At 61.8% G+C, this 21,802-nt stretch carries 20 protein-coding genes; 15 read left to right on the top strand and 5 right to left on the bottom strand.

Features of this window, described 5'->3' with window-relative positions:
* Positions 1-155 precede the first annotated feature (155 nt).
* Together B5527_RS22795 and B5527_RS22790 are read right to left on the bottom strand one after the other, a co-directional pair.
* Complete coding sequence (locus B5527_RS22795) at positions 156-3,074, bottom strand: tetratricopeptide repeat protein (RefSeq protein ID WP_079603546.1); 2,919 nt, start codon at positions 3,072-3,074, stop codon at positions 156-158.
* A gap of 258 nt (positions 3,075-3,332) precedes the next feature.
* Positions 3,333-4,475, bottom strand: a complete 1,143-nt coding sequence (locus B5527_RS22790; RefSeq protein ID WP_079603545.1) for a tetratricopeptide repeat protein — start codon at positions 4,473-4,475, stop codon at positions 3,333-3,335.
* A gap of 655 nt (positions 4,476-5,130) precedes the next feature.
* On the opposite strand from B5527_RS22790, the gene B5527_RS22785 reads away from it, so the two are divergent.
* Positions 5,131-6,135, top strand: coding sequence for a SphA family protein (locus B5527_RS22785; RefSeq protein ID WP_172842630.1), 1,005 nt, complete (start codon positions 5,131-5,133; stop codon positions 6,133-6,135).
* A gap of 141 nt (positions 6,136-6,276) precedes the next feature.
* On the opposite strand, the gene B5527_RS22780 is transcribed toward B5527_RS22785, so the two are convergent.
* Positions 6,277-8,499 (bottom strand): lytic transglycosylase domain-containing protein, encoded by a 2,223-nt coding sequence (locus B5527_RS22780; RefSeq protein WP_154072450.1) that lies wholly within the window; start codon positions 8,497-8,499, stop codon positions 6,277-6,279.
* A 229-nt stretch (positions 8,500-8,728) separates the two neighbouring features.
* Here B5527_RS22780 and dapA point away from each other — a divergent pair, with 229 nt between their 5' ends.
* The 4 genes from dapA (at position 8,729) to B5527_RS22760 (ending at position 11,326) form a co-directional block, all read left to right on the top strand.
* Positions 8,729-9,619, top strand: coding sequence for a 4-hydroxy-tetrahydrodipicolinate synthase (gene dapA / locus B5527_RS22775; protein ID WP_079603542.1), 891 nt, complete (start codon positions 8,729-8,731; stop codon positions 9,617-9,619).
* 55 nt (positions 9,620-9,674) lie between these two features.
* On the top strand, positions 9,675-10,085 hold the full coding sequence (gene mscL, locus B5527_RS22770; RefSeq protein ID WP_079607437.1) for a large conductance mechanosensitive channel protein MscL: 411 nt from the start codon (positions 9,675-9,677) through the stop codon (positions 10,083-10,085).
* A 57-nt stretch (positions 10,086-10,142) separates the two neighbouring features.
* Positions 10,143-10,616: an SsrA-binding protein SmpB gene (gene smpB, locus B5527_RS22765; RefSeq protein ID WP_079603541.1), complete on the top strand. Its 474-nt coding sequence runs from the start codon at positions 10,143-10,145 to the stop codon at positions 10,614-10,616.
* Positions 10,617-10,750: 134 nt separating this feature from the next.
* Positions 10,751-11,326 (top strand): peroxiredoxin, encoded by a 576-nt coding sequence (locus B5527_RS22760; RefSeq protein ID WP_079603540.1) that lies wholly within the window; start codon positions 10,751-10,753, stop codon positions 11,324-11,326.
* 97 nt (positions 11,327-11,423) lie between these two features.
* On the opposite strand, the gene B5527_RS22755 is transcribed toward B5527_RS22760, so the two are convergent.
* On the bottom strand, positions 11,424-12,125 hold the full coding sequence (locus B5527_RS22755; RefSeq protein ID WP_079603539.1) for a uracil-DNA glycosylase: 702 nt from the start codon (positions 12,123-12,125) through the stop codon (positions 11,424-11,426).
* Complete coding sequence (locus B5527_RS22750) at positions 12,103-12,732, bottom strand: NYN domain-containing protein (RefSeq protein ID WP_079603538.1); 630 nt, start codon at positions 12,730-12,732, stop codon at positions 12,103-12,105. Before B5527_RS22750 ends, B5527_RS22755 begins: the two co-directional genes overlap by 23 nt.
* A gap of 346 nt (positions 12,733-13,078) precedes the next feature.
* Between B5527_RS22750 and rpoZ the strand changes: the two genes are divergently transcribed.
* The 10 genes from rpoZ to B5527_RS44345 all read left to right on the top strand — a co-directional run bounded on the left by rpoZ (position 13,079) and on the right by B5527_RS44345 (position 21,794).
* On the top strand, positions 13,079-13,471 hold the full coding sequence (rpoZ, locus tag B5527_RS22745; protein WP_079603537.1) for a DNA-directed RNA polymerase subunit omega: 393 nt from the start codon (positions 13,079-13,081) through the stop codon (positions 13,469-13,471).
* Between the two features lie 289 nt (positions 13,472-13,760).
* Positions 13,761-16,058: a RelA/SpoT family protein gene (locus B5527_RS22740; RefSeq protein ID WP_079603536.1), complete on the top strand. Its 2,298-nt coding sequence runs from the start codon at positions 13,761-13,763 to the stop codon at positions 16,056-16,058.
* Positions 16,059-16,186: 128 nt separating this feature from the next.
* Positions 16,187-16,969: a pyridoxine 5'-phosphate synthase gene (locus B5527_RS22735; protein ID WP_079603535.1), complete on the top strand. Its 783-nt coding sequence runs from the start codon at positions 16,187-16,189 to the stop codon at positions 16,967-16,969.
* On the top strand, positions 16,966-17,385 hold the full coding sequence (gene acpS, locus B5527_RS22730) for a holo-ACP synthase (RefSeq protein ID WP_079603534.1): 420 nt from the start codon (positions 16,966-16,968) through the stop codon (positions 17,383-17,385). The genes B5527_RS22735 and acpS overlap by 4 nt, the downstream gene beginning before the upstream one ends.
* A gap of 274 nt (positions 17,386-17,659) precedes the next feature.
* On the top strand, positions 17,660-18,418 hold the full coding sequence (lepB, locus tag B5527_RS22725) for a signal peptidase I (RefSeq protein WP_079603533.1): 759 nt from the start codon (positions 17,660-17,662) through the stop codon (positions 18,416-18,418).
* Positions 18,415-19,233 (top strand): ribonuclease III, encoded by an 819-nt coding sequence (gene rnc, locus B5527_RS22720; protein ID WP_079603532.1) that lies wholly within the window; start codon positions 18,415-18,417, stop codon positions 19,231-19,233. Before lepB ends, rnc begins: the two co-directional genes overlap by 4 nt.
* The gene (gene era / locus B5527_RS22715) at positions 19,223-20,152 is read left to right on the top strand and encodes a GTPase Era (RefSeq protein ID WP_079603531.1); all 930 of its coding nucleotides are present in this window, start codon (positions 19,223-19,225) and stop codon (positions 20,150-20,152) included. The genes rnc and era overlap by 11 nt, the downstream gene beginning before the upstream one ends.
* Before the next feature lie 11 nt (positions 20,153-20,163).
* Complete coding sequence (locus tag B5527_RS22710) at positions 20,164-20,544, top strand: hypothetical protein (protein WP_079603530.1); 381 nt, start codon at positions 20,164-20,166, stop codon at positions 20,542-20,544.
* A gap of 176 nt (positions 20,545-20,720) precedes the next feature.
* A complete protein-coding gene (gene recO, locus B5527_RS22705; protein WP_079603529.1) occupies positions 20,721-21,470 on the top strand; it encodes a DNA repair protein RecO in 750 nt (249 codons plus the stop codon).
* A gap of 147 nt (positions 21,471-21,617) precedes the next feature.
* Complete coding sequence (locus B5527_RS44345) at positions 21,618-21,794, top strand: hypothetical protein (protein WP_154072449.1); 177 nt, start codon at positions 21,618-21,620, stop codon at positions 21,792-21,794.
* Positions 21,795-21,802 lie beyond the last annotated feature (8 nt).

The raw sequence follows: 21,802 nt of genomic DNA, 5'->3' as shown, positions 1-21,802 counted from the left end.
ACCCGTCGAGGCGGTAGCGGCCGCTGGGGGTTCGTGGCGTCGCCTCAGCAGCTTTCCCCGATCAGTGGCCACTCGGGGCTTCGATAGAAGAGGCAATCGGTGCTTCCGAACTTTCACACACCGGAGTGTTTCGGCACGATCGGGGTCGCCGGCCCTCAAGAAAGCCCCTGATCGGTCACATGGATATGGTCGGGAGAAAGCCCGTCCTGACAGCGCCGATACATCGTCAGGTAGGCGCTTTCGATATGCCGGGTGTATCGTTTTGTGTCGAACAACGGCTTTGTCAGGCGGTTTTGCGCGAGCTTATCCTTGATCGCGGCCATCAGCTCCGGCCTGGTTGCGAGTTCGATGGCCATGCTTTCATAGTGTTCCGGCGTCTGGACGATCAGTTCGGGCAAGCCGACAGCGGTCAACAGACTGGCGGCCACTCGGCCCGCAAACGTCTCGCCGATTTGGGTCAGCACGGGCAGGCCGGCCCACAACGCGTCACTCGCCGTGGTGTGGGCATTGTACGGCAGCGTATCCAGAAACAGATCCGCCAAACGATGGCGCGCCAAATGAGCTGCGGCTGACGGGAGACGGCCGGCGAAGACCAATCGGTCGGGATCGACGCCCGCAACGCCGGCTTCCCTGCGCAAGTTACTTACAACTGTGGCATTATTTTCAGAGAGCCACAAAACGCTGCCGTCAACGGCCTTCAAAAGTCTCATCCACGTCCGAAAGCGATGCGGGTTCAGCTTGTAGGCGTTGTTGAAGCAGCAGAAAACGAAGCCATTTTCAGGCAGTCCAAATTCAGTACGTTCAAAAATCTGGTCTGAGACCAGGCGGCTCGCGGCATCGTGCGGCAAATAGCTGTCGGGAAGATAGACGATCTTCTCCATGTAACTATCTTGATGTGACGCCGGAACAAGCACGGGATCGCAGACAATGTAATCCATATAGCTGGCGCCCATCGTCCCGGGAAAGCCGAGATAGTTCACCTGAATCGGCGCGGGACGGCGGGCAAATATCTCGGTACGGCCATTCTGGGTAAAGCCGTTCAGATCGATCAAAACATCGATCTTTTCCTCTGTTATTCGTTTTGCCAGTTCGTCGGCACCAAGTGCTGCGGCATCGATGAAGGTGTCGAAGGACCCCTCCAGGCGTCGACGGATTTCCGAATTATCGTTGGGTCCGATCGATATTCCCAGGACCTCGAATTGCGATCTGTCATGGCATTCGAAAACGCCGGCGACAAGATACGCTACGGCATGTTGACGAAAGTCAGACGATACGTAGCCGATGCGAATTTTGCTGCTTTTATAGGGTTCTCCGCGCCAGAGCGATTTGTCGGCAGGCGGGTATAGTTTTCGAGCCCACGATTGCGCGCACTTGAATTGATCTTCGACGGATGAACCGATCCCGAAAAATGCAAATGGGTTGGTATTTGCCTTGCCGTCCCGGACCGATTGAATGAGGTGATCCCGTTCCGCTTCGAAATGGCTCCAATCGCAAAGCAGCATTCTGGAATAGAGACGCGCGCCTTCGACGGCAACCAGATCGGGCTTGAGCGACAAGGCCTTGTCGAAAGCCGCATAGGCCTCGCCGAAGCGCTTATAATCGAAGAAGACATTGCCGCGACCGAGCCATGCCTCTGCCAGATCGGGCTTGAACGAAAGTGCCTTGTCATAGGCGGCAAAGGCTTCGTCGTGGTGCTTGAGGTCGGCCAAGGCATTGCCGCGACTGAGCCATGCGTCCGCCAGGTCAGGCTTCAGCGACAGCGCCCTGTCGAATGCCGCAAAGGCCTCGCCATGGCGCTTGAGGTCGGCGAAGACATTGCCGCGACCGAGCCATGCCTCCGCCAGATCGGGCCTCAGCGATAGCGCCTCGTCAAAGGCGGCGAAGGCTTCGTCGTGGAGCTTGAGGTCGAGAAGGCTATAGCCGCGGCCGAGCCAAGCTTCCGCCAGATCGGGTTTGAGCGATAGCGCCTTGTCAAAAGCAGCAAAGGCTTCATCGTGGCGCTTGAGGTCAAGAAAGACATTGCCGCGACCGAGCCAGGCCCCTGCCAGATGAGGCGTGAGCGATAGGGCCTTGTCATAAGCGGCGATGGCCTCGTCGTGACGCCGGAGGTGGACGAAGACATTGCCGTGGCCAAGCCAGGGCTCCGCCAGATCGGGCTTGAACGATAGGGCCTTGTCATACGCAATACGGGCTTCATCATAGCGCTTGAGATCGAAGGAGACATTGCCGCGGCCAAGCCATGCCTCCGCCAGACCGAGCCCGAGCGATATCGCCTTGTCGTAAGCGGCAATGGCTTCGTCGTAGCGCTTGAGGCCGACAAAGGCGTTGCCGCGACCAAGCCAGACCTCGGTTAAATCGGGCTTGAGCGATAATGACCTGTCATACGCCGCCAAGGCTTCTTCGTAACGCCTGAGGTCGACCAAGGCATCGCCGCGGCTGAACCAGACCTCTGCCAGACCGGGCTTGAGCGATATCGCCTTGTCGTACGCCGCAAAGGCTTCGTCGTAACGCTTGAGGTTGACGAAAAGGTTGCCGCGACCGAGCCACGCCTCCGCCAGATCGGGCTTGAGCGATATCGCCCTGTCATAGGCCGCAAGGGCATCGTCGTAGCGCTTGAGTTCGACCAGGGATTTTCCCTTGTTGGCGAAGGCATCGGCATAATTCGGACTCAGTAGAATGGCCTCGTCAAAGTCCGCTACCGCTTTTTCATACTGCTCCAGATCGTTGTAGATGGTCCCGCGATTATTCCAGGTTTCCGGCGCGTTTGAATTCAGGCGAAGAGCATGGCTGAACTGCTCCAATGCCCGCTGCGGTCTGTGCAGGGCTTTGAGGATTATACCATAATTATAAAATGAAACGTCCGAGCCCTGATTGAGCTTCACGGCTCTTGCGATGAACGCTTCCGCTTCCGCGAAGCGCTCCATTCTCAAAAGCACGACGGTCAAGAGGTTCAGCGCGCCCACATGGCTCGGATGAATTTTCAGGAATTTTCGGAATAGCCGCTCGGCGTCCCCGTTTTTCTGGAGATTGAATGCGCCGAACGCTTCTTGAAAGGTCTTTTCAGCGGAACTCATTTATTCCTCAATGCCGGGCGGCGCCGTGTCCGCGACAGGCTACTTGATCGCCTCGCAAACCGGAAACGGCCGGCCGTGGTAAAGGGCAGGGTACCCCGGTCCATGTCAGCTGCGCGTTTGCCGCATCGGTTTTACCGCGCCGCCCGAGCGGACCCCCGATGTCATCTGATGTTGGCCGCAACGACAGCGCATTGGCAGGGAATGCGTTGCGACCCGCGGGCCATTTCATCCATCGGAGCCCCGACGTAAATACAATCCCTAGTGCTTGACTAAGAGCTCCGCTATTGCGGCTGTCGATTCGATGAAGCCGCGCGGGCAATCGCCGGCCGCGACCCGAAGCAGGCGCAACGCTTCCTGCCTCTCTTTTTTCAGCAACGCAAATTCTCCGCTGTAAAAATTGGCCTCGCAGGTTTGCCCCAGCCTGGTCTTCGGATCGTTGTCGGAGGCCGCAGCGAGTGTCTGATCGACGCTGAGTTCGCCGAGGAATTCGCGGATAACCGGCGCGGGCCATCCGGCGAGGTCCAGTTGTTTTGCAGCCTGCGCCAAATGGCTCGGGACGCTATTGCGACGCTCGGTGAGATCGAGCCAGAGCGCCGTATAGGCGTCCTTTGGGTTGAGCTCGCTTGCCTTCCTGAAATCAGCCTCCGCGTCCGCGATACGGCCTCCGATGAGAAAGTATGCGACGCCCCGGTTGAAGTAGGCCGCGGCATTTTCGGGGTCGAGCCGGATCGATTTGGTAAAGTCTTCCAGGGCGCCGGGATTGTTGCCCGTGATGTAGGACACGCTGCCCCGGGTGAAGTAGGCCATGGTGTTGTTGGGGTCGAGCCGGATCGACTCGTTGAGATCAGCCAAGGCATGGTCGAAGTCGCCCTTGCGCTTGTACAGGTCGCCGCGGAAGAAATAGGCCATGGCATAATTGGGATCGAGCCGGATCGACTCGCTAAAGTCGGCCAGGGCGTGGTTGAGGTCACCCTTGTTTTTGTACAGGTTGCCCCGCCCGCTATAGGCCCAGGCGTTTTTGGGATCGAGCCGGACCGCCTCGTTGAAATCAGCGAAGGCGCGCTCGGGGTCGGCTTTGTTCAAGTAGGCGTTGCCACGATTGATGTAGGCTGCGGGATAAGCGGGATCGAGCCGGATGGCTTCGTTACAATCCGACAATGCGCGATCCGGATCTTTTTTGGCCCACCACCATCCGCAGCGGTTGCTGAATGCGGCTGCGCGGCCTGTTCCGGTCGTTTTGGGATCGTTGAGCGCGCGGTCGCATGCCGCGATGCTCAGGTCGGCCTTGCTGATTTCTCCAATAAATTTGCACTGCTCAAGATCGCTTTGATGGTCGGCCAGAACCGGACTGGAGATGGCGATCAATGTCGCCAACCCGGCAAGCTTCGCTGAAAAGTGCATATCCCCTCCGATTCTGCCGCCGCGGTGGACGGTACGAATTATCACTTGGCTACCTACGTCGGCAGGCGGCCCCTTGCAACAACGGATCGTCCGTCCTGCTCGGGCGCGCAACGATCGCGCGCCGGGTTAGTACGGCGCCGCGAGAGCGACCGTTCTGAGGTACTGACGTTCATGCGGAAGACAAAAGCCAATTTCATCGGACGCAAGTTTGGCGACCAATCATATTTTTGAGATCGCCTTTTTGCTTATCGAGAGCCCGCTTCACGCCGCGCAGCAATGATTCGAAGTGCGTATAGCGCGCGATCTGCCTGCGCCTTTATTCCCGATCCCTCGCCAGATCGGTCGCATTTCCAAAGGCCAGGAATTTATGCTTACAGGGAAAAATATTACGTAAAATCAGATGGATGCATGGGTTTTGAACTGAACGAGCCGCCGCCCGGGAAGTGTGCTCGGACTGCCACACATTGGGGGAAAAGATGACGCCAAGAGGTGCATCGCAGGATTTCACTTGGCCTTTGTTCAAGGAGGGACAAATCTGCGTGTGCGACAAAGGGGCATCTTGAAATAACACCGGTCGGGGTTTAACGGCCCGCCCCCCTCGGATGGCTGAGGGTGGGCAGGGGTGTCATAAGAACAACACGGGGGACATATGAAATTGAACAGTAAAGCTCTGCTTATCGCTGCGGGCCTGGTCGGGCTTTCTTGCTCGCAAGGATACGCCAAGGAGGCGTTGGTAGCGGCGCAAAGCCAACCAGGCGTACTGATCGGCGCGAGCGCCGGAGTTCCCCCGCCGGGCATCTATATGTTCAACCAGGTGTTCACCTACCAGGCCAATTTGACCGGGCCGGGCGTCACGACTGCCCTTAATGGAAACACCAGAACCGGCGTGCAGGGGGCGGTCGACGTGCAGGGCTTCCTGTTCGTTCCCGGCTGGACATTCCTCGGCGCCACTTACGACGCCGTCGTTGTGCAGCCGTTCGTGATGGATAGTTTCGGCGCCCCAATCAACGTGCAACAATCCGGCGTGCACAACACCTACATCGTCCCGGTTGAGTTGAGCTGGAAGCTTGCAGACAGCGGATTTGCCATCAAAACCGGCCTCGGCATCTATACGCCGGATGGAACCGTGACTGGTTTTACTGGCACCGGGAGCGTTGGATCCCCGTACTGGACATTCCAGCCCGAATTCATCGTGTCGTATCTGAAAGACGGCTGGAACCTGAGCGCCGCCATCTATGCGGAATTGAATACGAGGAACACCGTCTCTCAGTACACATCGGGTGACCTTCTCCATGTCGACCTTACCGCCACCAAAACGATCGGCAAGTGGACGTTTGGACCTGTCGCTTACTACTTCGGCCAGGTTTCCAACGATTCGTGTTCGGCCACCTGCGTCTATCCCACCGGTACCCTGTTGAACGCCCAAAGGTTCAATGTCTGGGCGGTCGGCGGTCTCGTAGGCTACAACTTCGGACCCGCGAACTTGTCGGTGTGGGCAACACAGGAAGTGTACGCAAAGGCTTCGAACCCCGCCGCTGTCGCGGCGACCGGCGAGGACTTTTCCCTGGTTCCGCAGGGTCTGACGGTGTTCGCGACACTCAGCTATCGCCTCTGGGGACCCGACGAGGCGGCGCCGAAGCCCGCGATGTACCACAAATAAGTTCGACGTAACGCAGGTCCCCCTTTCGGTAGACGCCTGATCGTCTATCGGGAGGGGGATTTTTTTTGCAACGGCGGATGGAGCACGATTGTTTCGATCTGCGGCGAAGGCGCCGCGAGCGGCCCGTTGCGATACAAAGCCCTATTCGACGCTGCCGCGGTGCAAATCGGCCTCGATCTGCAGCCGCGTTCCGCCGCCGAATCGCGCCCGATAGATCTGCAAATTCTCCATGATCCGCTGCACATAATTGCGGGTCTCGGAGAATGGTATCAGTTCGACCCAGTCCACCGCGTCGACCTTGGGATCGCGCGGATCGCCGTAACGCTCGACCCATTTCTTGACGCTGCCGCGGCCGGCATTGTAGGCCGCGAACGTCATGATGTAGGAGCCGCGGTAGTCCTCGATCAGGCCGCCGAGTTCGGCGGCGCCGAGGGCAGCGTTGTAGACCGGGTCGGTCTTCATCCGGGCAAGGTTGAAGCTGGCGCCGTATCTTTTGCAGACATAGCGGCCGGCATCCGGCGTCACCTGCATCAGCCCGTAGGCATTCGCCGGCGAAACGTCGTTGGGGTTGAAGGCGCTTTCCTGCCGGGCGATGGCGAACACGATGCTTTGCTCGACATCAGGCCCGATCGATTTGAACGGCGGGATTCCGGTCACGGGATAGGCGTAGAAATCGAACGGCAGCCCGCGATTGAGCGCGGCCTTGCCGAGCAGCAGCATGCCGCGCGCGTCGCCATTGCGGGAAGCCAGTTCGCCAAGCCCCACGAGCGCATCGGGATCGCCGTTTTCGCCCATGTCGGCGAAAATCGGGATGGCGATGTCGCGTTCGCCCAGCGCATAGAGCAGTTGTACGGCGCGGACGACCTCGAGCCGTTCGATTCCGCGTCCGCGAGCAGCAGGCGCGCCGTTCAACTCGATCTGCGGCAGCCCGAGTTTCGCGCGCGCCAATTGCCCGTAGTAACTGGTCGATTGTTCCGCGGCCGCGGTGTAGGCGGCCCGGGCCTGCTGGGAGCGGCCCGCCGCTTCCGCGGCGCGGCCCTGCCAATAGCCGGCACGCGCCAGCGCGGTCGGGTTGACGCTGCCGACGCCGATGCGCGCAAAATGCTGCGCGGCCGTCGCCGGGTCGGTCAGGAAGCGCAGCGCGATCCAGCCGGCGGTGAATTCCTGCTCGGTTTTGTAGATGTCGCGCGTCGGAAGTGCCGCGTCGCGCGCAATCAGATAGGCGGTGCGGTACTCGCCGGCGTCGATCATCTTGCGCGACAGCAATCGGCGCTCGATCCACCACTCGTCGACATTGTACAGGCGGCCCGGGTCCTTCGGCGCGGCGAGCATGAGTTGCACGGCCTCGGTGAATTTCTCTTCGCGCCGCAGCAACTGGATCTTGCTGAAGATGTAGCCGGGATCGTTATGCAGTTCGCGCGGAACAGCGTCGAGCAGCGCCCTGGTGTTAGGGGCCTTGTGGTAGGCCGCGATGCGCGCTTTCGCCAGCGCGACCTCATTGGCGCCGAGCCGCTTGGCAGCGCGCAGCGCCGCTTGGTGTTCGCTGCCATAGAGCAGCGAATCCATTCGCGCCTTTTGATCGCCCGGCGTCAGCAGTGCGCCGAACTGATCGAGCGCTGCGCTCTCGGTATCCTCGGACATGGCATCGTTTCGCCACGCTTCGCGCACCAGGCGCTCCGCATTGGCACGGTCGCCGCGCGCGATCATGACGCGCGCCAGCGCGAATCGGCCTTTGGCCGACAATGGCGATTCGTTTTCGAACCAGGACCATACCGTCGCGTCGTCGCGACGGTCGTCCCACAGCGCCGCTTCCAGCCGCCGGCGCAGAAAGCTCTGCGAAGGCCAGCTCGGATTGGCCGCAAGGAAGGCGCGATAGCGCTCGACCGTCGCGCCATTGTCGTCGCTGCGCAGGATGATCCATTCCGCCAGCTTCTTTGCTACCGGATCGGATATTGCCGCTTCAGCCTGGGTCGCATCGGTGGGCTTGTGGGCGCGTACCAGCTCGATGACATTTTCCAGCGCATCGGTATCGGCCTGCGATGTCGACGAGGTGGCGGCCACGGCGGCCGGCGGCGGCGGCTTGCGTGCGGGCGGAGGTGGCAGCGTCGCATGCTGGCGGGTCGCGGGCGCGATCGCGGCCGCCGCGGGGGCGGGCGCGGTATCTTTTGCGGCGGCGCTGGCGGTATTTTTAGGATTAGGAGAAGTCTTGGGCACGACGTTGCGCGCGATCGGCCGCGGCTTTGGCAGTGGAACTTTCGCCTTGGCCCAGGCTTCGGCCGCGATGGCCGATAATCCGAGCGCCAGCGCCAGGCTGGTCGCCAGGGCCGTCGATCGCAATGCGGTTGCGCGGGTGGATGGGGTCACTGCGTTCCTTCGCGGCGAATCATTCAATCGCTCAAGGCCTCGGTCTATTTGATTGAATATGTGGTCAAAATACCAAATATGTCTGAACAGCCGATGTCTGCGCCATTACCGCGGCAAAATCGCGGCCGGCTGGTGTAGGACCAGGCCTTTCGCCTGGCCGCCGGACCCGGTATGAATTGGTGCCTTTCAGCAAAGTCAAAGCCGCAAACCGCGCGTTCGGAGGAAGTCCATGGCAGCCAAGACGAATTTCCGTGGCTCATTCACCGCGTTGGTCACGCCGTTCAAGAACGGCTCGCTCGATGAGGCGGCCTTCCGGGCGCTGGTGAGCTGGCAAATCGCCGAGGGCACCCACGGCCTGGTGCCGGTCGGCACGACCGGCGAAAGCCCGACCGTGAACCACGACGAGCACAAGCGCATCGTCGAATGGTGCATCGACGAGGCCAGAGGCCGCGTTCCCGTCATCGCCGGCGCCGGCTCCAATTCGACCAGGGAGGCGATCGAGCTTGCCGAGCATGCCGAGCAAGCCGGCGCCAGCGCAGTGCTGGTGGTGACGCCGTACTACAACAAGCCGACCCAGGAGGGCATGTACCAGCACTTCAAGGCGATCAATGATGCGATCGGAATCCCGATCATCATCTACAATATCCCGCCGCGCTCGGTGATCGACATGAGCGTGGATACCATGGCGCGGCTGTTCGAATTGAAGAACATCGCCGGCGTCAAGGATGCGACCGCGAGCATGGTGCGGGTTTCGCAGCAGCGCGCCAGGCTGGGCGAGGATTTCAACCAGCTGTCGGGCGAGGATGCCACCGTGCTCGGATACATGGCCCATGGCGGTCACGGCTGCATTTCCGTGACCTCCAACGTCGCGCCGCGGCTATGCTCGGAATTTCACCTCGCCTGGCAGAAGGGCGACCTCGCCACCGCGCTCAAGCTGCACGACAAGCTGATGCCGCTGCACACCAACCTCTTCATCGAGTCCAATCCGTCGCCGGTGAAATATGCGCTGTCGCTGCTCGGCAAGATGGATGAGACGCTGCGCCTGCCTATGGTGCCAGTATCGGAGCCCACGCGCGTCGCGGTGCGCAATGCCATGGTGCATGCCGGCCTGATCAACTAGGCCTCCCCAAGCGATGAATAATCCGGTGGGCGCCGTCGAAGAGAAGGGTTTGCGGATGCTGAAGGAGTTCCGTGAATTCGCCATGAAGGGCAACGTCGTCGACCTCGCGGTCGCCGTCGTCATCGGTGCCGCGTTCGGCGCGATCGTGACCTCGCTGGTCGGCGATATCATCATGCCGATCATCGGCGCCATTACCGGTGGCCTGGACTTCTCCAACTACTTCACGCCGCTGTCGAAAGCGGTCACTGCCGGCAATCTTGCAGACGCGAAAAAGCAGGGCGCGGCGCTGGCCTGGGGCAATTTCCTCACCCTGACTATCAACTTCCTTATCATCGCCTTCGTGCTGTTCGTGGTTATCAGGTTCATCAACAAGCTGAAGCGCGGGGATGAAGCGGCAGCGCCGCCGAAACCGACCCGGCAGGAAGAACTGCTGACCGAGATCCGCGATCTGCTCAAAAGGTCTTGACGTGCGTGCGCGCCGACTGAGTGCTATCGCTGAGCAATTGCCTGGGACGAATTTATCATGGCCGAAAAGAACGAGCGCGCGATCAAGGTCGTCGCCGAAAATCGCAAGGCCCGGTTCAACTATGCGATCGAGGACACGCTGGAAGCAGGAATCGCGCTGACCGGCACCGAGGTCAAGTCGATCCGCAACGGCAAGACCACCATTGCGGAATCCTACGCGGATACCAAGGACGGCGAGATCTGGCTGATCAACGCCAATATTCCGGAATACCTGCAGGCCAACCGTTTCAATCACGAGCCGAAACGGCCGCGCAAGCTGTTGCTGCACAGAAAGCAGATCAACAAGCTGATGGGCGCGGTCGACCGCGACGGCATGACCCTGATTCCGCTAAAACTTTATTTCAACGAGCGCGGCCGCGCCAAGCTCTTGCTGGCGGTGGCGAAGGGCAAGAAACTGCATGACAAGCGCGAGAGCGAGAAAAAACGCGACTGGGGCAGGGAGAAGGGCCGCCTGCTGCGGGCACGAGGATAGAATGGCCACCCTCATCTTGATCCGTCATTGCGAGCCAACGGGTCGCGCGAATGCGCGCCCGATGACAGGCTCCGCGAAGCATCCAGCTTTTGGGACCTCAACAACTGCAATGACGACCGCTGGAGAATTGTGCGATGAACCAGAAAAATCTGCTTGAAGTCGACTGGAGCAAGATCCCGGCGCCATCAGACGACGGTGCGGCGGCGCATCTCGTGGGAATGGCGGTTCCGCCGATCAGCCTGGTCGCCACCGACGACAGCTCGGTGACGCTGTCGGCGCTGTCCGGGCGCACGGTGGTGTTCGCCTATCCCAGAACCGGCGAGCCCGGCAAGATCAGCCTGGTCGACGACTGGGACATGATCCCGGGGGCGCGCGGCTGCACGCCGCAAACCTGCGCGTTCCGCGACCTGTTCGCCGAATTGAAAGCCGCCGGTGCCGGGCACGTGTTCGGCCTGTCGACGCAGAGCAACGCCTATCAGACCGAGATGGCCTCAAGGCTGCATTTGCCGTTCCCGGTGCTGTCCGACGAGAAGCTGGTGCTGACCCGCGCGCTCGATCTGCCGACCATGGAGGTGGCGGACCTGACCCTGATCAAGCGGCTGGCGCTGATCGTCGATGACGGGCGCATCAGCCACGTCTTCTATCCAGTGTTTCCGCCGGATCGAAACGCCGGCGACGTACTGGCATGGCTGAAGGAAAATCCGGTCTAGTCGTCTGCACGCCGGCAATTGCAGACGAGAATCGCTAGTAGCGGCCTTTCCCCAATTGCAGCCGCCGCTCAGGCAGCCTGCGCCGCTGGTTTTGGGCTCAAATGCCCAAATCCGCTCTTACCCTGGCGAACACGCTGCGAAACATCTCCGGCGTCAGCACCCGCGTATTGGTGTTGTAACGCGAGCAATGATAGCTGTCGTAAAGGTTTAGCGCGCCAGCCTGATGCACCGCGCCATGCGTAAAGGGCGCCGCGGCCGCGCGAATGCCCAAGGCCTTCAGCGTCGATTCATGCGCCACCCGGCCGAGCGCCACGATCGCGCGCAGCCTTGGCATGGTCGCGATCGTCGCCGACAGAAACGGCCGGCAGGTATGGATTTCCGCCGGTAGCGGCTTGTTCTGAGGCGGTACGCAACGCACCGCGTTGCCGATCCGGCAATCCACCAGCCTCAACCCGTCGTCGGGCCGCGCTTCGTATTTGCCTTTGGCAAAGCCGTATTCAAGCAGCGTCGCGTAGAGCAGGTCGCCGGCGAAATCGCCGGTGAAGGGGCGTCCGGTACGGTTGGCGCCCTGCAAGCCAGGCGCAAGGCCGACGATCAGCAACCGGCCGTCGGAATCGCCGAACGACGGCACCGGCGAATTGAACCATTCCGGCTCGCGCACACGCGCCGCCTCGCGAAAGCCGGCGAGCCTCGGACAGAGCGGGCAGTTACGGTCAGGTTCGGTGCGGAGGGCGGCGGCGCCGGCGAGCAGTGGCTGGCCGGGCGCCGGGTCACTTTCAATCGTCGAAATCGTCGTCATCGGCCCTCGGCGCCATCGTGGTCGCGCGCTGCAGGAATTGCGGCGCGTGATGACGCGGCTCGCGCGGAGCCGGGCGCTCGGACGGATCGCGACCGAGCTTGGATTGCAGTTCCACCAGATCGGTGAAGACGTCGGCCTGCCGCCGCAGCTCGTCGGCGATCATCGGCGGCTGGCTCGAGATCGTCGAGATCACGGTGACCCGGACGCCGCGGCGCTGCACCGCCTCGACCAGCGAGCGGAAATCGCCGTCTCCGGAAAACAGCACGATCTGATCGACGTGCTCGGCAAGTTCCATCGCGTCGACCGCGAGTTCGATATCCATGTTGCCCTTGACCTTGCGGCGGCCGCTGGCGTCGATGAATTCCTTGGTCGCCTTGGTGACGACGGTGTAGCCGTTGTAATCGAGCCAGTCGATCAACGGGCGGATCGACGAATATTCCTGATCCTCAATGATCGCAGTGTAGTAGAACGCGCGCACCAGGGTCCCGCGGCTCTGGAATTCCTTGAGCAGGCGCTTGTAGTCGATGTCGAAGCCAAGCGTCTTGGCGGTGGCGTAGAGGTTGGCGCCATCAATAAAGAGTGCGATCTTGTTGGAAGCAGGGGACATAAAACTTTCTCGCGTTGTTGTTAACGTTATTGGCGCAGCGGCAACCGACCGCGCATTTCAGAGATTTGCTGCCCAAGAATCTAACCCCAACAACATCACCGCAAATATGGTGTGGCAAGGGCGAAAAGTCCTACACTTTTGACAGGTATTGGAGCGATTTGTTGTCGCAGCGGACACCTGCCGTGTGTCCAAACGTGTCTCTCGGCGCTGCGGCTGTAGCCTCAGGGTGGGTTAGCGGGACGCATTGCGGGGGCCAAATTACAAATTGGTCTTGCGAAAAGCCCCCCACACCTATAACTACCGCGCATATCATCATATTCGGTCCCATTTAACGGAGCGACAGTCCATGGCGCGCGTCACCGTAGAAGATTGCATTGATAAGGTCGACAACCGGTTCGATCTGGTCCTGTTGGCGGCGCACCGCGCCCGCATGATCTCGTCGGGCTCACAGCTCACCATCGATCGCGATAACGACAAAAACCCGGTTGTGTCGCTGCGCGAAATCGCGGATTCGACCATTTCTCCCGAAGATTTGCGTGAAGAACTGGTTCATTCACTTCAGAAATTTGTCGAAGTGGACGAGCCGGAACCCGATACGGTGCCGCTGATCGGGTCGGCCGGCGCCAGCGTCGATGCCGACGATACCGAGGTCGCCGTCGAGCGCATGACCGAGGAAGAGCTGCTGAAGGGCCTCGAGGGCCTCGCGCCTCCGGAAGAGCAGCCCGAAGAGGACGAGTAAGCCTCCCGCATTGCGGCGCGGGTCGTCCCAAACCCCTCGAATTTTTAACCAAGGCCCGGACATTGTGTCCGGGCCTTTGCTTTTGTTGCCGTTTTCGTGGTTACCATGTGTCCATCTCGGGCGCGGATGAATTCGACGAGGGCTGTCTCCGATTTGATCGGAGGGCCGCCGGTTTCGCGTTACACTGCGCCTGCGATGCCCGAAATCGAGCGTTTCCGCGACCGGAAGGGCGCAGCTTCGCCCGGGAAGCGGGCCGTATTCGAGGCCCTCACACGAAGGCAGTGATCCGATGGCGTATTGGCGCCGCAACCCCGGACAGATGCAGGCGGCGACTGAATCGGTCGCCGTGGCGGCTGGCCCAGCGTCCGCGGCGGCCAAGCCGGTCAAGTCGCCGCGTCCGCGGATGATGCGGCAATACGATCTCGTCGAACGCGTCAGGTCCTATAATCCGGACACCGACGAAGACCTGCTGAACCGCGCCTATGTTTACGCCATGAAGGCGCACGGGACCCAGACCCGGGCATCCGGCGATCCCTATTTTTCGCATCCGCTCGAGGTCGCCGCGATCCTCACGGACCTCAAGCTCGACGACGCCACCATCGTCGCAGCATTGCTGCACGACACCATCGAGGACACCGAGGCGACCCGCGCCGAAATCGACCAGACCTTCGGGCACGAGATCGGCGCGCTGGTGGAGGGTCTCACCAAGCTGAAGCGGCTGGAACTGGTGTCGCGCGAGGCCAAGCAGGCCGAGAACCTGCGCAAGCTGCTGTTGGCGATCGCCGACGACGTCCGCGTACTCCTGATCAAGCTCGCCGACCGCCTGCACAACATGCGCACGCTGGAGTTCGTGCCGCCGACGTCGCGCCGGCGGATAGCCGAGGAGACGCTCGACATCTATGCCCCGCTGGCCGGCCGCATGGGTATGCAGGAGATGCGGGAGGAACTCGAAGATTTATCGTTCCGCACCCTCGACCCGGAAGCCTATGCGGTGGTCATGCAGCGGCTGGATTCGCTGGCGGACCGCAACCGCAACCTGATCGGCGAAATCGAGAGCCAGCTCTCGAAAAATCTTCAGAAGAACGGCGTGGCTGCGGATGTCTTCGGCCGGCGCAAGCAGCCGTTTTCGATCTGGACCAAGATGGAGCGCAAGTCGGTCGGGTTCGAGCAATTGTCCGATATCTTTGGTTTCCGCGTCGTGATGAGCGACGTCGAAGCCTGCTACCGTGCGCTCGGCGTCGTGCACACCACCTGGCCGGTGGTGCCCGGCCGGTTCAAGGACTACATTTCGACGCCGAAGCAGAACGACTACCGTTCGATACACACCACCGTGATCGGTCCCGGCAATCAGCGCGTCGAGTTGCAGATCCGCACCAGGGAAATGGACCAGATCGCGGAATTGGGCATCGCCGCGCACGCGTTCTACAAGGATGGCGTGGGCTCGCCGACCGAGCTCCTGAAGCGCGAATCCAATGCCTTTGCCTGGCTGCGCCACACCATCGGGATCCTGTCGGAAAGCGCCAACCCGGAAGAGTTCCTCGAACACACCAAGCTGGAACTGTTTCACGATCAGGTGTTCTGCTTTACCCCGAAGGGCAAGCTGATCGCGCTGCCGCGTCAGGCCAATGTGATCGACTTCGCCTATGCGGTGCACACCGACGTCGGCAACAGCGCGGTCGGCTGCAAGATCAACGGCAAGTTCGCGCCGCTGTCGTCGGAACTGCAGAACGGCGACGAGGTGGAGGTTTTGACCTCTGAAGCGCAGGCCGCGCCACCCTCGGCGTGGGAATCGCTGGCGGTGACCGGAAAGGCACGGGCGGCGATCCGGCGCGCGACACGCACCGCCGTGCGCGATCAATATGCCGGCCTCGGCCGCCGCATCGTCGAGCGGCTGTTCGTGCGCGCCAAGATCGAATATGCCGACGACAAGCTGAAGGGCGCGCTGCCGCGGCTGGCGCGCGCCTCGATCGACGACGTGATGGCGTCGGTCGGGCGCGGCGAGATGAAGGCGTCCGACGTCGCGCGCGCGATGTACCCCGATTACAAGGAAGAGCGGATCGGGCGGTTCGGCGCCAAAAAGAGCCTCGCGGTCAAACTGAAGCTGAAATCGCCGGCTGACCCGGCGCGCAGCCCGAACGCGATTCCGATCCGCGGCATCAATTCCGATCTGCCGGTCAAGTTCGCGCCGAACGGCGGCGCGGTGCCGGGCGACCGCATCGTCGGGATCGTGTCGCCGGGCGAGGGCATCACGATCTATCCGATCCAGTCGCCGGCGCTGAAGGATTTCGAGGAGGAGCCGGAGCGCTGGCTCGACGTGCGCTGGGACGTCGACGAATCGACGCCGCAGCGGTTTCCGGCCCGAATCCTGGTCGACAACGTCAACGAGCCCGGAAGCCTGGCCCAGGTCGCCACCGTGATCGCCGAGCACGACGGCAATATCGACAATATCAGCATGTCCAGGCGGTCGCCGGATTTCACCGAACTCACCATCGATCTTGAGGTCTATGACCTGAAGCATCTCAGCGCTATTATCGCCCAGTTGCGCGCCAAGGCCGTGGTGGCACGGGTCGAGCGCGTCAATGGGTGATACAGTTCGTCATTGCCGGGCTTGACCCGGCAATCCATCTTTACGAACAGGATGGATGCGCGGGTCAAGCCCGCGCATGACGGGCGGGGTAACCCGGCCGCTTTCTCAAGGGTTGCGTGAGCTTTGCCATGCCCGAAACTCCTCCGCTGCGTCTCGGAGTCAATGTCGACCACGTCGCCACGCTTCGCAATGCGAGGGTCGGGCGCAATCCCGATCCGGTGCGCGCGGCGCTGGCCGCGATCAAGGCCGGGGCCGACGGCATCACCGCGCATCTGCGCGAGGATCGCCGTCACATCCGGGACGACGACATGGCGCGGCTGAAGGCGGAGATCTCAAAGCCGCTGAATTTCGAGATGGCGGCGACGCCCGACATGCTGGGCATTGCGCTGGCGACCAGGCCGCACGCGGTGTGCCTGGTGCCCGAACGCCGCCAAGAACTCACCACCGAGGGCGGTCTCGATGTGATCGGGCAGCGCGATACGCTCAAGCCGTTCATCGCCAGATTGAACGACGGCGGCGTGCGGGTGTCGCTGTTCATCGCCGCTGACCCGCGGCAGATCGAAATGGCCGCGAAGCTGGGCGCACCGGTGATCGAAATCCATACTGGCGCCTGGTGCGATGCCGTGGTTGACGGTCATGCGGACAAGGCTGAGGTGGAATGGCAGCGGATCGTCGCCGGCAGCGCATTGGCGCGCTCGGCCGGCCTCGAGGTCCATGCCGGCCACGGCCTCGATTACGCGACCGCGGAGAAGATCGCAGGCCTGCCTGGGATCGCCGAGCTGAATATCGGCTACTTCATGATCGGGGAAGCGTTGTTCGTCGGCATCGGCGAGACGGTTCGCGCCATGCGGGCCGCGATGGATCGGGGACGCAAGAATCTGCTGGGTCCACATCATGCGGGCAAAGCATGATCATCGGTATCGGCTCCGACCTGATCGATATTCGCCGCGTCGCCAAAGTCATCGAGCGCCATGGTGAGCGCTTTCTGGACCGCATTTTCACGGACGCCGAGCGCGCCAAGGCCGACCGCCGCGCCAAAAACGAGAACATGGTGGTGGCAACCTACGCCAAGCGGTTTGCCGCCAAGGAAGCCTGTTCGAAAGCGCTCGGCACCGGCATCCGGCAGGGCGTCTGGTGGCGGGATATGGGGGTGGTGAACCTGCCGAGCGGCCGCCCGACCATGAAATTGACGGGCGGGGCCCTGGCGCGGTTGGAGGCCCTGACGCCTCAGGGGTATGAGGCGCGGATCGACCTCAGCATTACCGATGACTGGCCGCTGGCGCAGGCCTTCGTCATAATTTCGGCGGTCAGTCCAGCCAGACTATGACGGCTTGGGACGGCGCTGCCGGCGGTCTCGCGCAAAACTAAAAATCCACGCTTTATCAAGGTATTAGGAAGTTTTGATGCGGCCGTTGATTGCGCGCCCCTGAACAACCGTCTAAAACGCGCGGTGACTTTCAGCCAGAGCAATTCAGGTTTACGCCGGAATTCGTTCTCAACATCAGAATCGAGATCATTTCCTTGACGCGAAGCGAATAGCGATTCGCGTAAGGAAAATGCTCTGCTACCGCGCGGGAAGCGCGCCGGGAATTGGGAAAGCAATGAGCGTGACATCCGGGACTAAATCTGAAACCGGCTTGGGCGAAACCGTCCGCGTCGTCATCCACGCTCTGCTTATTGCGCTGGTGATCCGAACCTTCCTGTTCCAGCCCTTCAACATCCCCTCGGGATCGATGAAGGCGACACTTCTGGTCGGCGACTATCTGTTCGTCTCGAAATATTCCTACGGTTACAGCCACTATTCGATACCGCTGTCGCCGCCGCTGTTTTCGGGCCGCATCTTCGGCTCCGAGCCGGCGCGAGGCGACGTCGTGGTGTTCCGCCTGCCGAAGGACGACTCGACCGACTACATCAAGCGCGTGATCGGGCTGCCCGGCGACCGCATCCAGATGAAGGAAGGGCTGCTCTACATCAATGACAAGCCGGTGGTGCGCGAGCGCCTGAGCGATTTCATCGGCGAGGACCCCTGCGGGTCCGACGCCACCGCGCGGGTGAAACGCTGGAAGGAGACGCTGCCGAACGGCGTCAGCTATGAGTCGCTGGATTGCGTCGACAACGGTTTCTACGACAATACCAGTGTCTATACCGTGCCGCCGGGTCATTTCTTCATGATGGGCGACAACCGCGACAACTCGACCGACAGCCGCGTGCTGTCGGCGGTAGGCTACGTGCCGTTCGAGAATCTCATCGGCCGTGCCCAGATGATTTTCTTCTCCATTGCCGAGGGCGAACACGCCTGGATGTTCTGGCGCTGGCCGACCGCGGTGCGCTGGAATCGCATATTCAAAATCGTGCGATGAACGACGAAACAGCTGACATCCGGACCCCATCGTCATCAGGCGAAACAAGCCCTCAGCCTGACGCCGGCCGCGCGCCCGTGGCGGTGAAGAAAAAACGCGGCAAGATCAGCGCCAAGGCGGTTACTGCGGCGATCGAGGCACGCATCGGACACAAATTCGCCGATGCCACATTGCTGGACACCGCCTTCACCCATGTGTCCGCGCTGAAATCCACGCGCAAGCGCGGCGACAGTTACCAGCGGCTCGAATTTCTCGGCGATCACGTGCTCGGGCTGATCGTGTCCGACATGCTGTATCGCGCCTTCCCGAACGCCGACGAAGGCGAACTGTCGAAGCGTCTTGCCGATCTGGTGCGCAGGGAAAGCTGCGCCGACGTAGCGAAGTCGCTGGGGCTGCTCGATGACATCAAGCTTGGCGCGGTCGGGGCCGGGGCAGGCGCCCGGTTGCGCAAATCGGTGCTCGGCGACATCTGCGAGGCGGTTATCGGCGCGGTGTTTCTCGACGGCGGCTACAGCGCGGCGGCGGAATTCGTCCAGCGGAACTGGACCGAGCGGATGCACAAGCCGCGGCGGCCGCTGCGCGATCCCAAGACGGTCCTGCAGGAGTGGGCGCAGGGAAAGGGTTTGCCGACCCCGGTCTATCGCGAGGTCGAGCGTACCGGACCGCATCACGATCCGCAGTTTCGCGTCGCGGTGGATTTGCCGGGGCTGGCGCCGGCCGAGGGCCTCGGCGGCAGCAAGCGTGCCGCCGAAAAGGTCGCGGCGTCCGTGATGATCGCGCGCGAAGGCGTCGGCGGCAGCAACAATGACGGATAACACCCCCGGCGAGGCCCCACCGGTGGCGACGCGCTGCGGCTTTGTCGCGCTGATCGGCGCCCCCAATGTCGGCAAGTCCACGCTGGTCAACGCGCTGGTCGGCTCCAAGGTCACGATCGTCTCGCGCAAGGTGCAGACCACCCGTGCCCTGATCCGCGGCATCGTGATCGACAACAACGCGCAAATCATTCTGGTCGATACACCCGGAATCTTCCTGCCCAAACGAAGGCTCGATCGCGCCATGGTATCGACGGCCTGGAGCGGGGCGCATGACGCGGATCTGGTTTGCGTACTGCTCGACGCGCGCGAAGGCCTCGATGAGGAGGCCGACGCGATCCTGACCAAGGTGGCGAGCGTTCATCACGACAAGATTCTGGTGCTGAACAAGATCGATCTGGTGCCGCGCGAAAAGCTGCTGGCGCTGACCAGGGCCGCCAACGACCGCATGAGTTTCGCCAAAACGTTCATGGTTTCGGCGCTGTCAGGCGATGGCGTCGATGATCTCAGGCACACGCTGGCGGAGATGGTGCCGCCTGGGCCGTTTCACTATCCCGAGGACCAGATGTCGGATGCGCCGATGCGGCATCTGGCGGCCGAGATCACGCGGGAAAAGATCTTCCGCCAGTTGCATCAGGAACTGCCGTATCAATCCACCGTTGAGACCGACAGCTGGACCGAGCGCAAGGACAAATCGATCCGCATCGAGCAGACGATTTTCGTCGAGCGCGAAAGCCAGCGCAAGATCGTGCTCGGCAAGGGCGGCGCCACCATCAAGTCGATTGGCGCCGATTCGCGCAAGGAACTCGCCGAGATCGTGGGTGTCCCCGTGCATCTGTTTCTGTTCGTGAAGGTGCGCGAAAACTGGGGCGACGATCCCAACCGCTACCGTGAAATGGGACTAGAATTCCCGAGGGAATAGCCGGCAGTCCGATGAACGTACCCAGGAACGTGCTGTGGTTTGAAGTACTGATGTATCTGTCGCTGGCGCTCGACGCGCTGTCGGTCGCGTTTCAGGATCGAACGCCGAGCGACGACATGACGGATCAGATGATCGCGGTGGCAACCCTGATGGCGGCCGGCCTGATCCTGCTTCTGGTTTACTTCGTCTGGCTCGCCGCCCAGCGGCGCAAGAACTGGCCGCGCTGGGCGCTGGTCGCCGCGTTGGTACTTTCCGTCATCTCGCTGGTGCAGATCCTCGGGGACGGCGGCCTGGACCTCGCCAGCGGTATCGAGATCGTGTCATGCACCCTGACCGCCGCCGGGCTGTATTTCTCCTTCACCGGCGATGCGCAAGGCTGGTTCAACGGATAGCGATTTGCACAGTCATTCCGGGATGCGCCGTCAGGCGCAGGCCCGGGATCTCGAGATTTCGCGTTCGATGAGGGGCCTGGCATCGGGCCGTGCTACGCGCCGACTCGTGGCATCGCCCCGGAATGACGGCTGTGGGATGGCTGCGCGCACCAACGGAATCCTGTACACTCCGCCCCATGGAATGGACCGACGAAGGCATCGTGCTGGGAGTGCGGCGGCATGGCGAATCCAGCGCCATCGTCGAACTGCTGACCCGCGGCCATGGCCGCCACCTCGGCCTGGTGCGCGGCGGCGCGGGCAAGCGGATGCGCCCCGTGCTGCAGCCCGGCAATAGCGTGCGCGCGGTGTGGCGGGCGCGGCTCGACGAACATCTTGGCTATTATGTGATCGAGGGCCTACGCTTGCGCGCGGCCACCGTGCTGGCGTCGTCGCACGCGGTCTATGGCGTCACCCATCTGGCTTCGCTGGCGCGGCTGTTGCCGGAGCGCGATCCGCACGAAGACATCTACGAGATGCTGGACCGCACACTCGATGATTTCGACGACATCGGCGAAGCCGCGGTACATCTGGTGAAATTCGAGCTCGCCATGCTGGCCGAGCTCGGCTTCGGGCTCGATCTGGAAAACTGCGCCGCGTCAGGCGAGACTTCCGACCTGATTTATGTGTCGCCGAAATCCGGCGGCGCGGTGTCGCGGGCTGCCGGCGCCCCATGGCGTGACCGGCTGTTGCGGCTGCCGGCGTTCCTGCGCCCAAGCGGCGGCGGCTCGAACGGCTGGTCCGATCAGGACCTGCAGGACGGCTTTCGGCTCACCGGAATGTTTCTGTTGCGCCACGTGCTGGAACCGCGCGGGCAGGGCCATTCCGACGCCCGCGACGGGTTTATCAATGCGGTGACGAAGTACCGGGCAAAGGTGGCGGTTCCCTGAGGTCGCCGGGCGGCGCAAGGGCGTCCACGATGGCCGCGCCGGCTGAGTCCCGCGCCGCAAAATTTCCCTAGCGCAGCCATCTTTTCGAACGGGCGGTATGCAAAGGTCGCATTGAGGTTGTGCGTGTCGCGAGGAGTAGGGCGGTAGGTGACCGATCTTCAAACCAAAGCGCAGAAGTACGAGATCAAAGCTGCTCAATGCGAAGAGTCGGCTCGGCAGGCTCCTGACGAGCGCGAGCGGGCTTTTTACGAGGTGCTTGCTGATTACTATAGCGGGTTGGCGACAGACTTCCGGCAGGTCATCGAAAGACGGAAGGTCGGGTAGCTGGCAGT

The organism is Bradyrhizobium erythrophlei (genome assembly GCF_900129425.1).
In the GTDB taxonomy this organism is placed as follows: domain Bacteria; phylum Pseudomonadota; class Alphaproteobacteria; order Rhizobiales; family Xanthobacteraceae; genus Bradyrhizobium; species Bradyrhizobium erythrophlei_C.
Note: the sequence above shows the minus strand (reverse complement) of the source record. Positions and strands in the feature narration are given on the sequence as shown.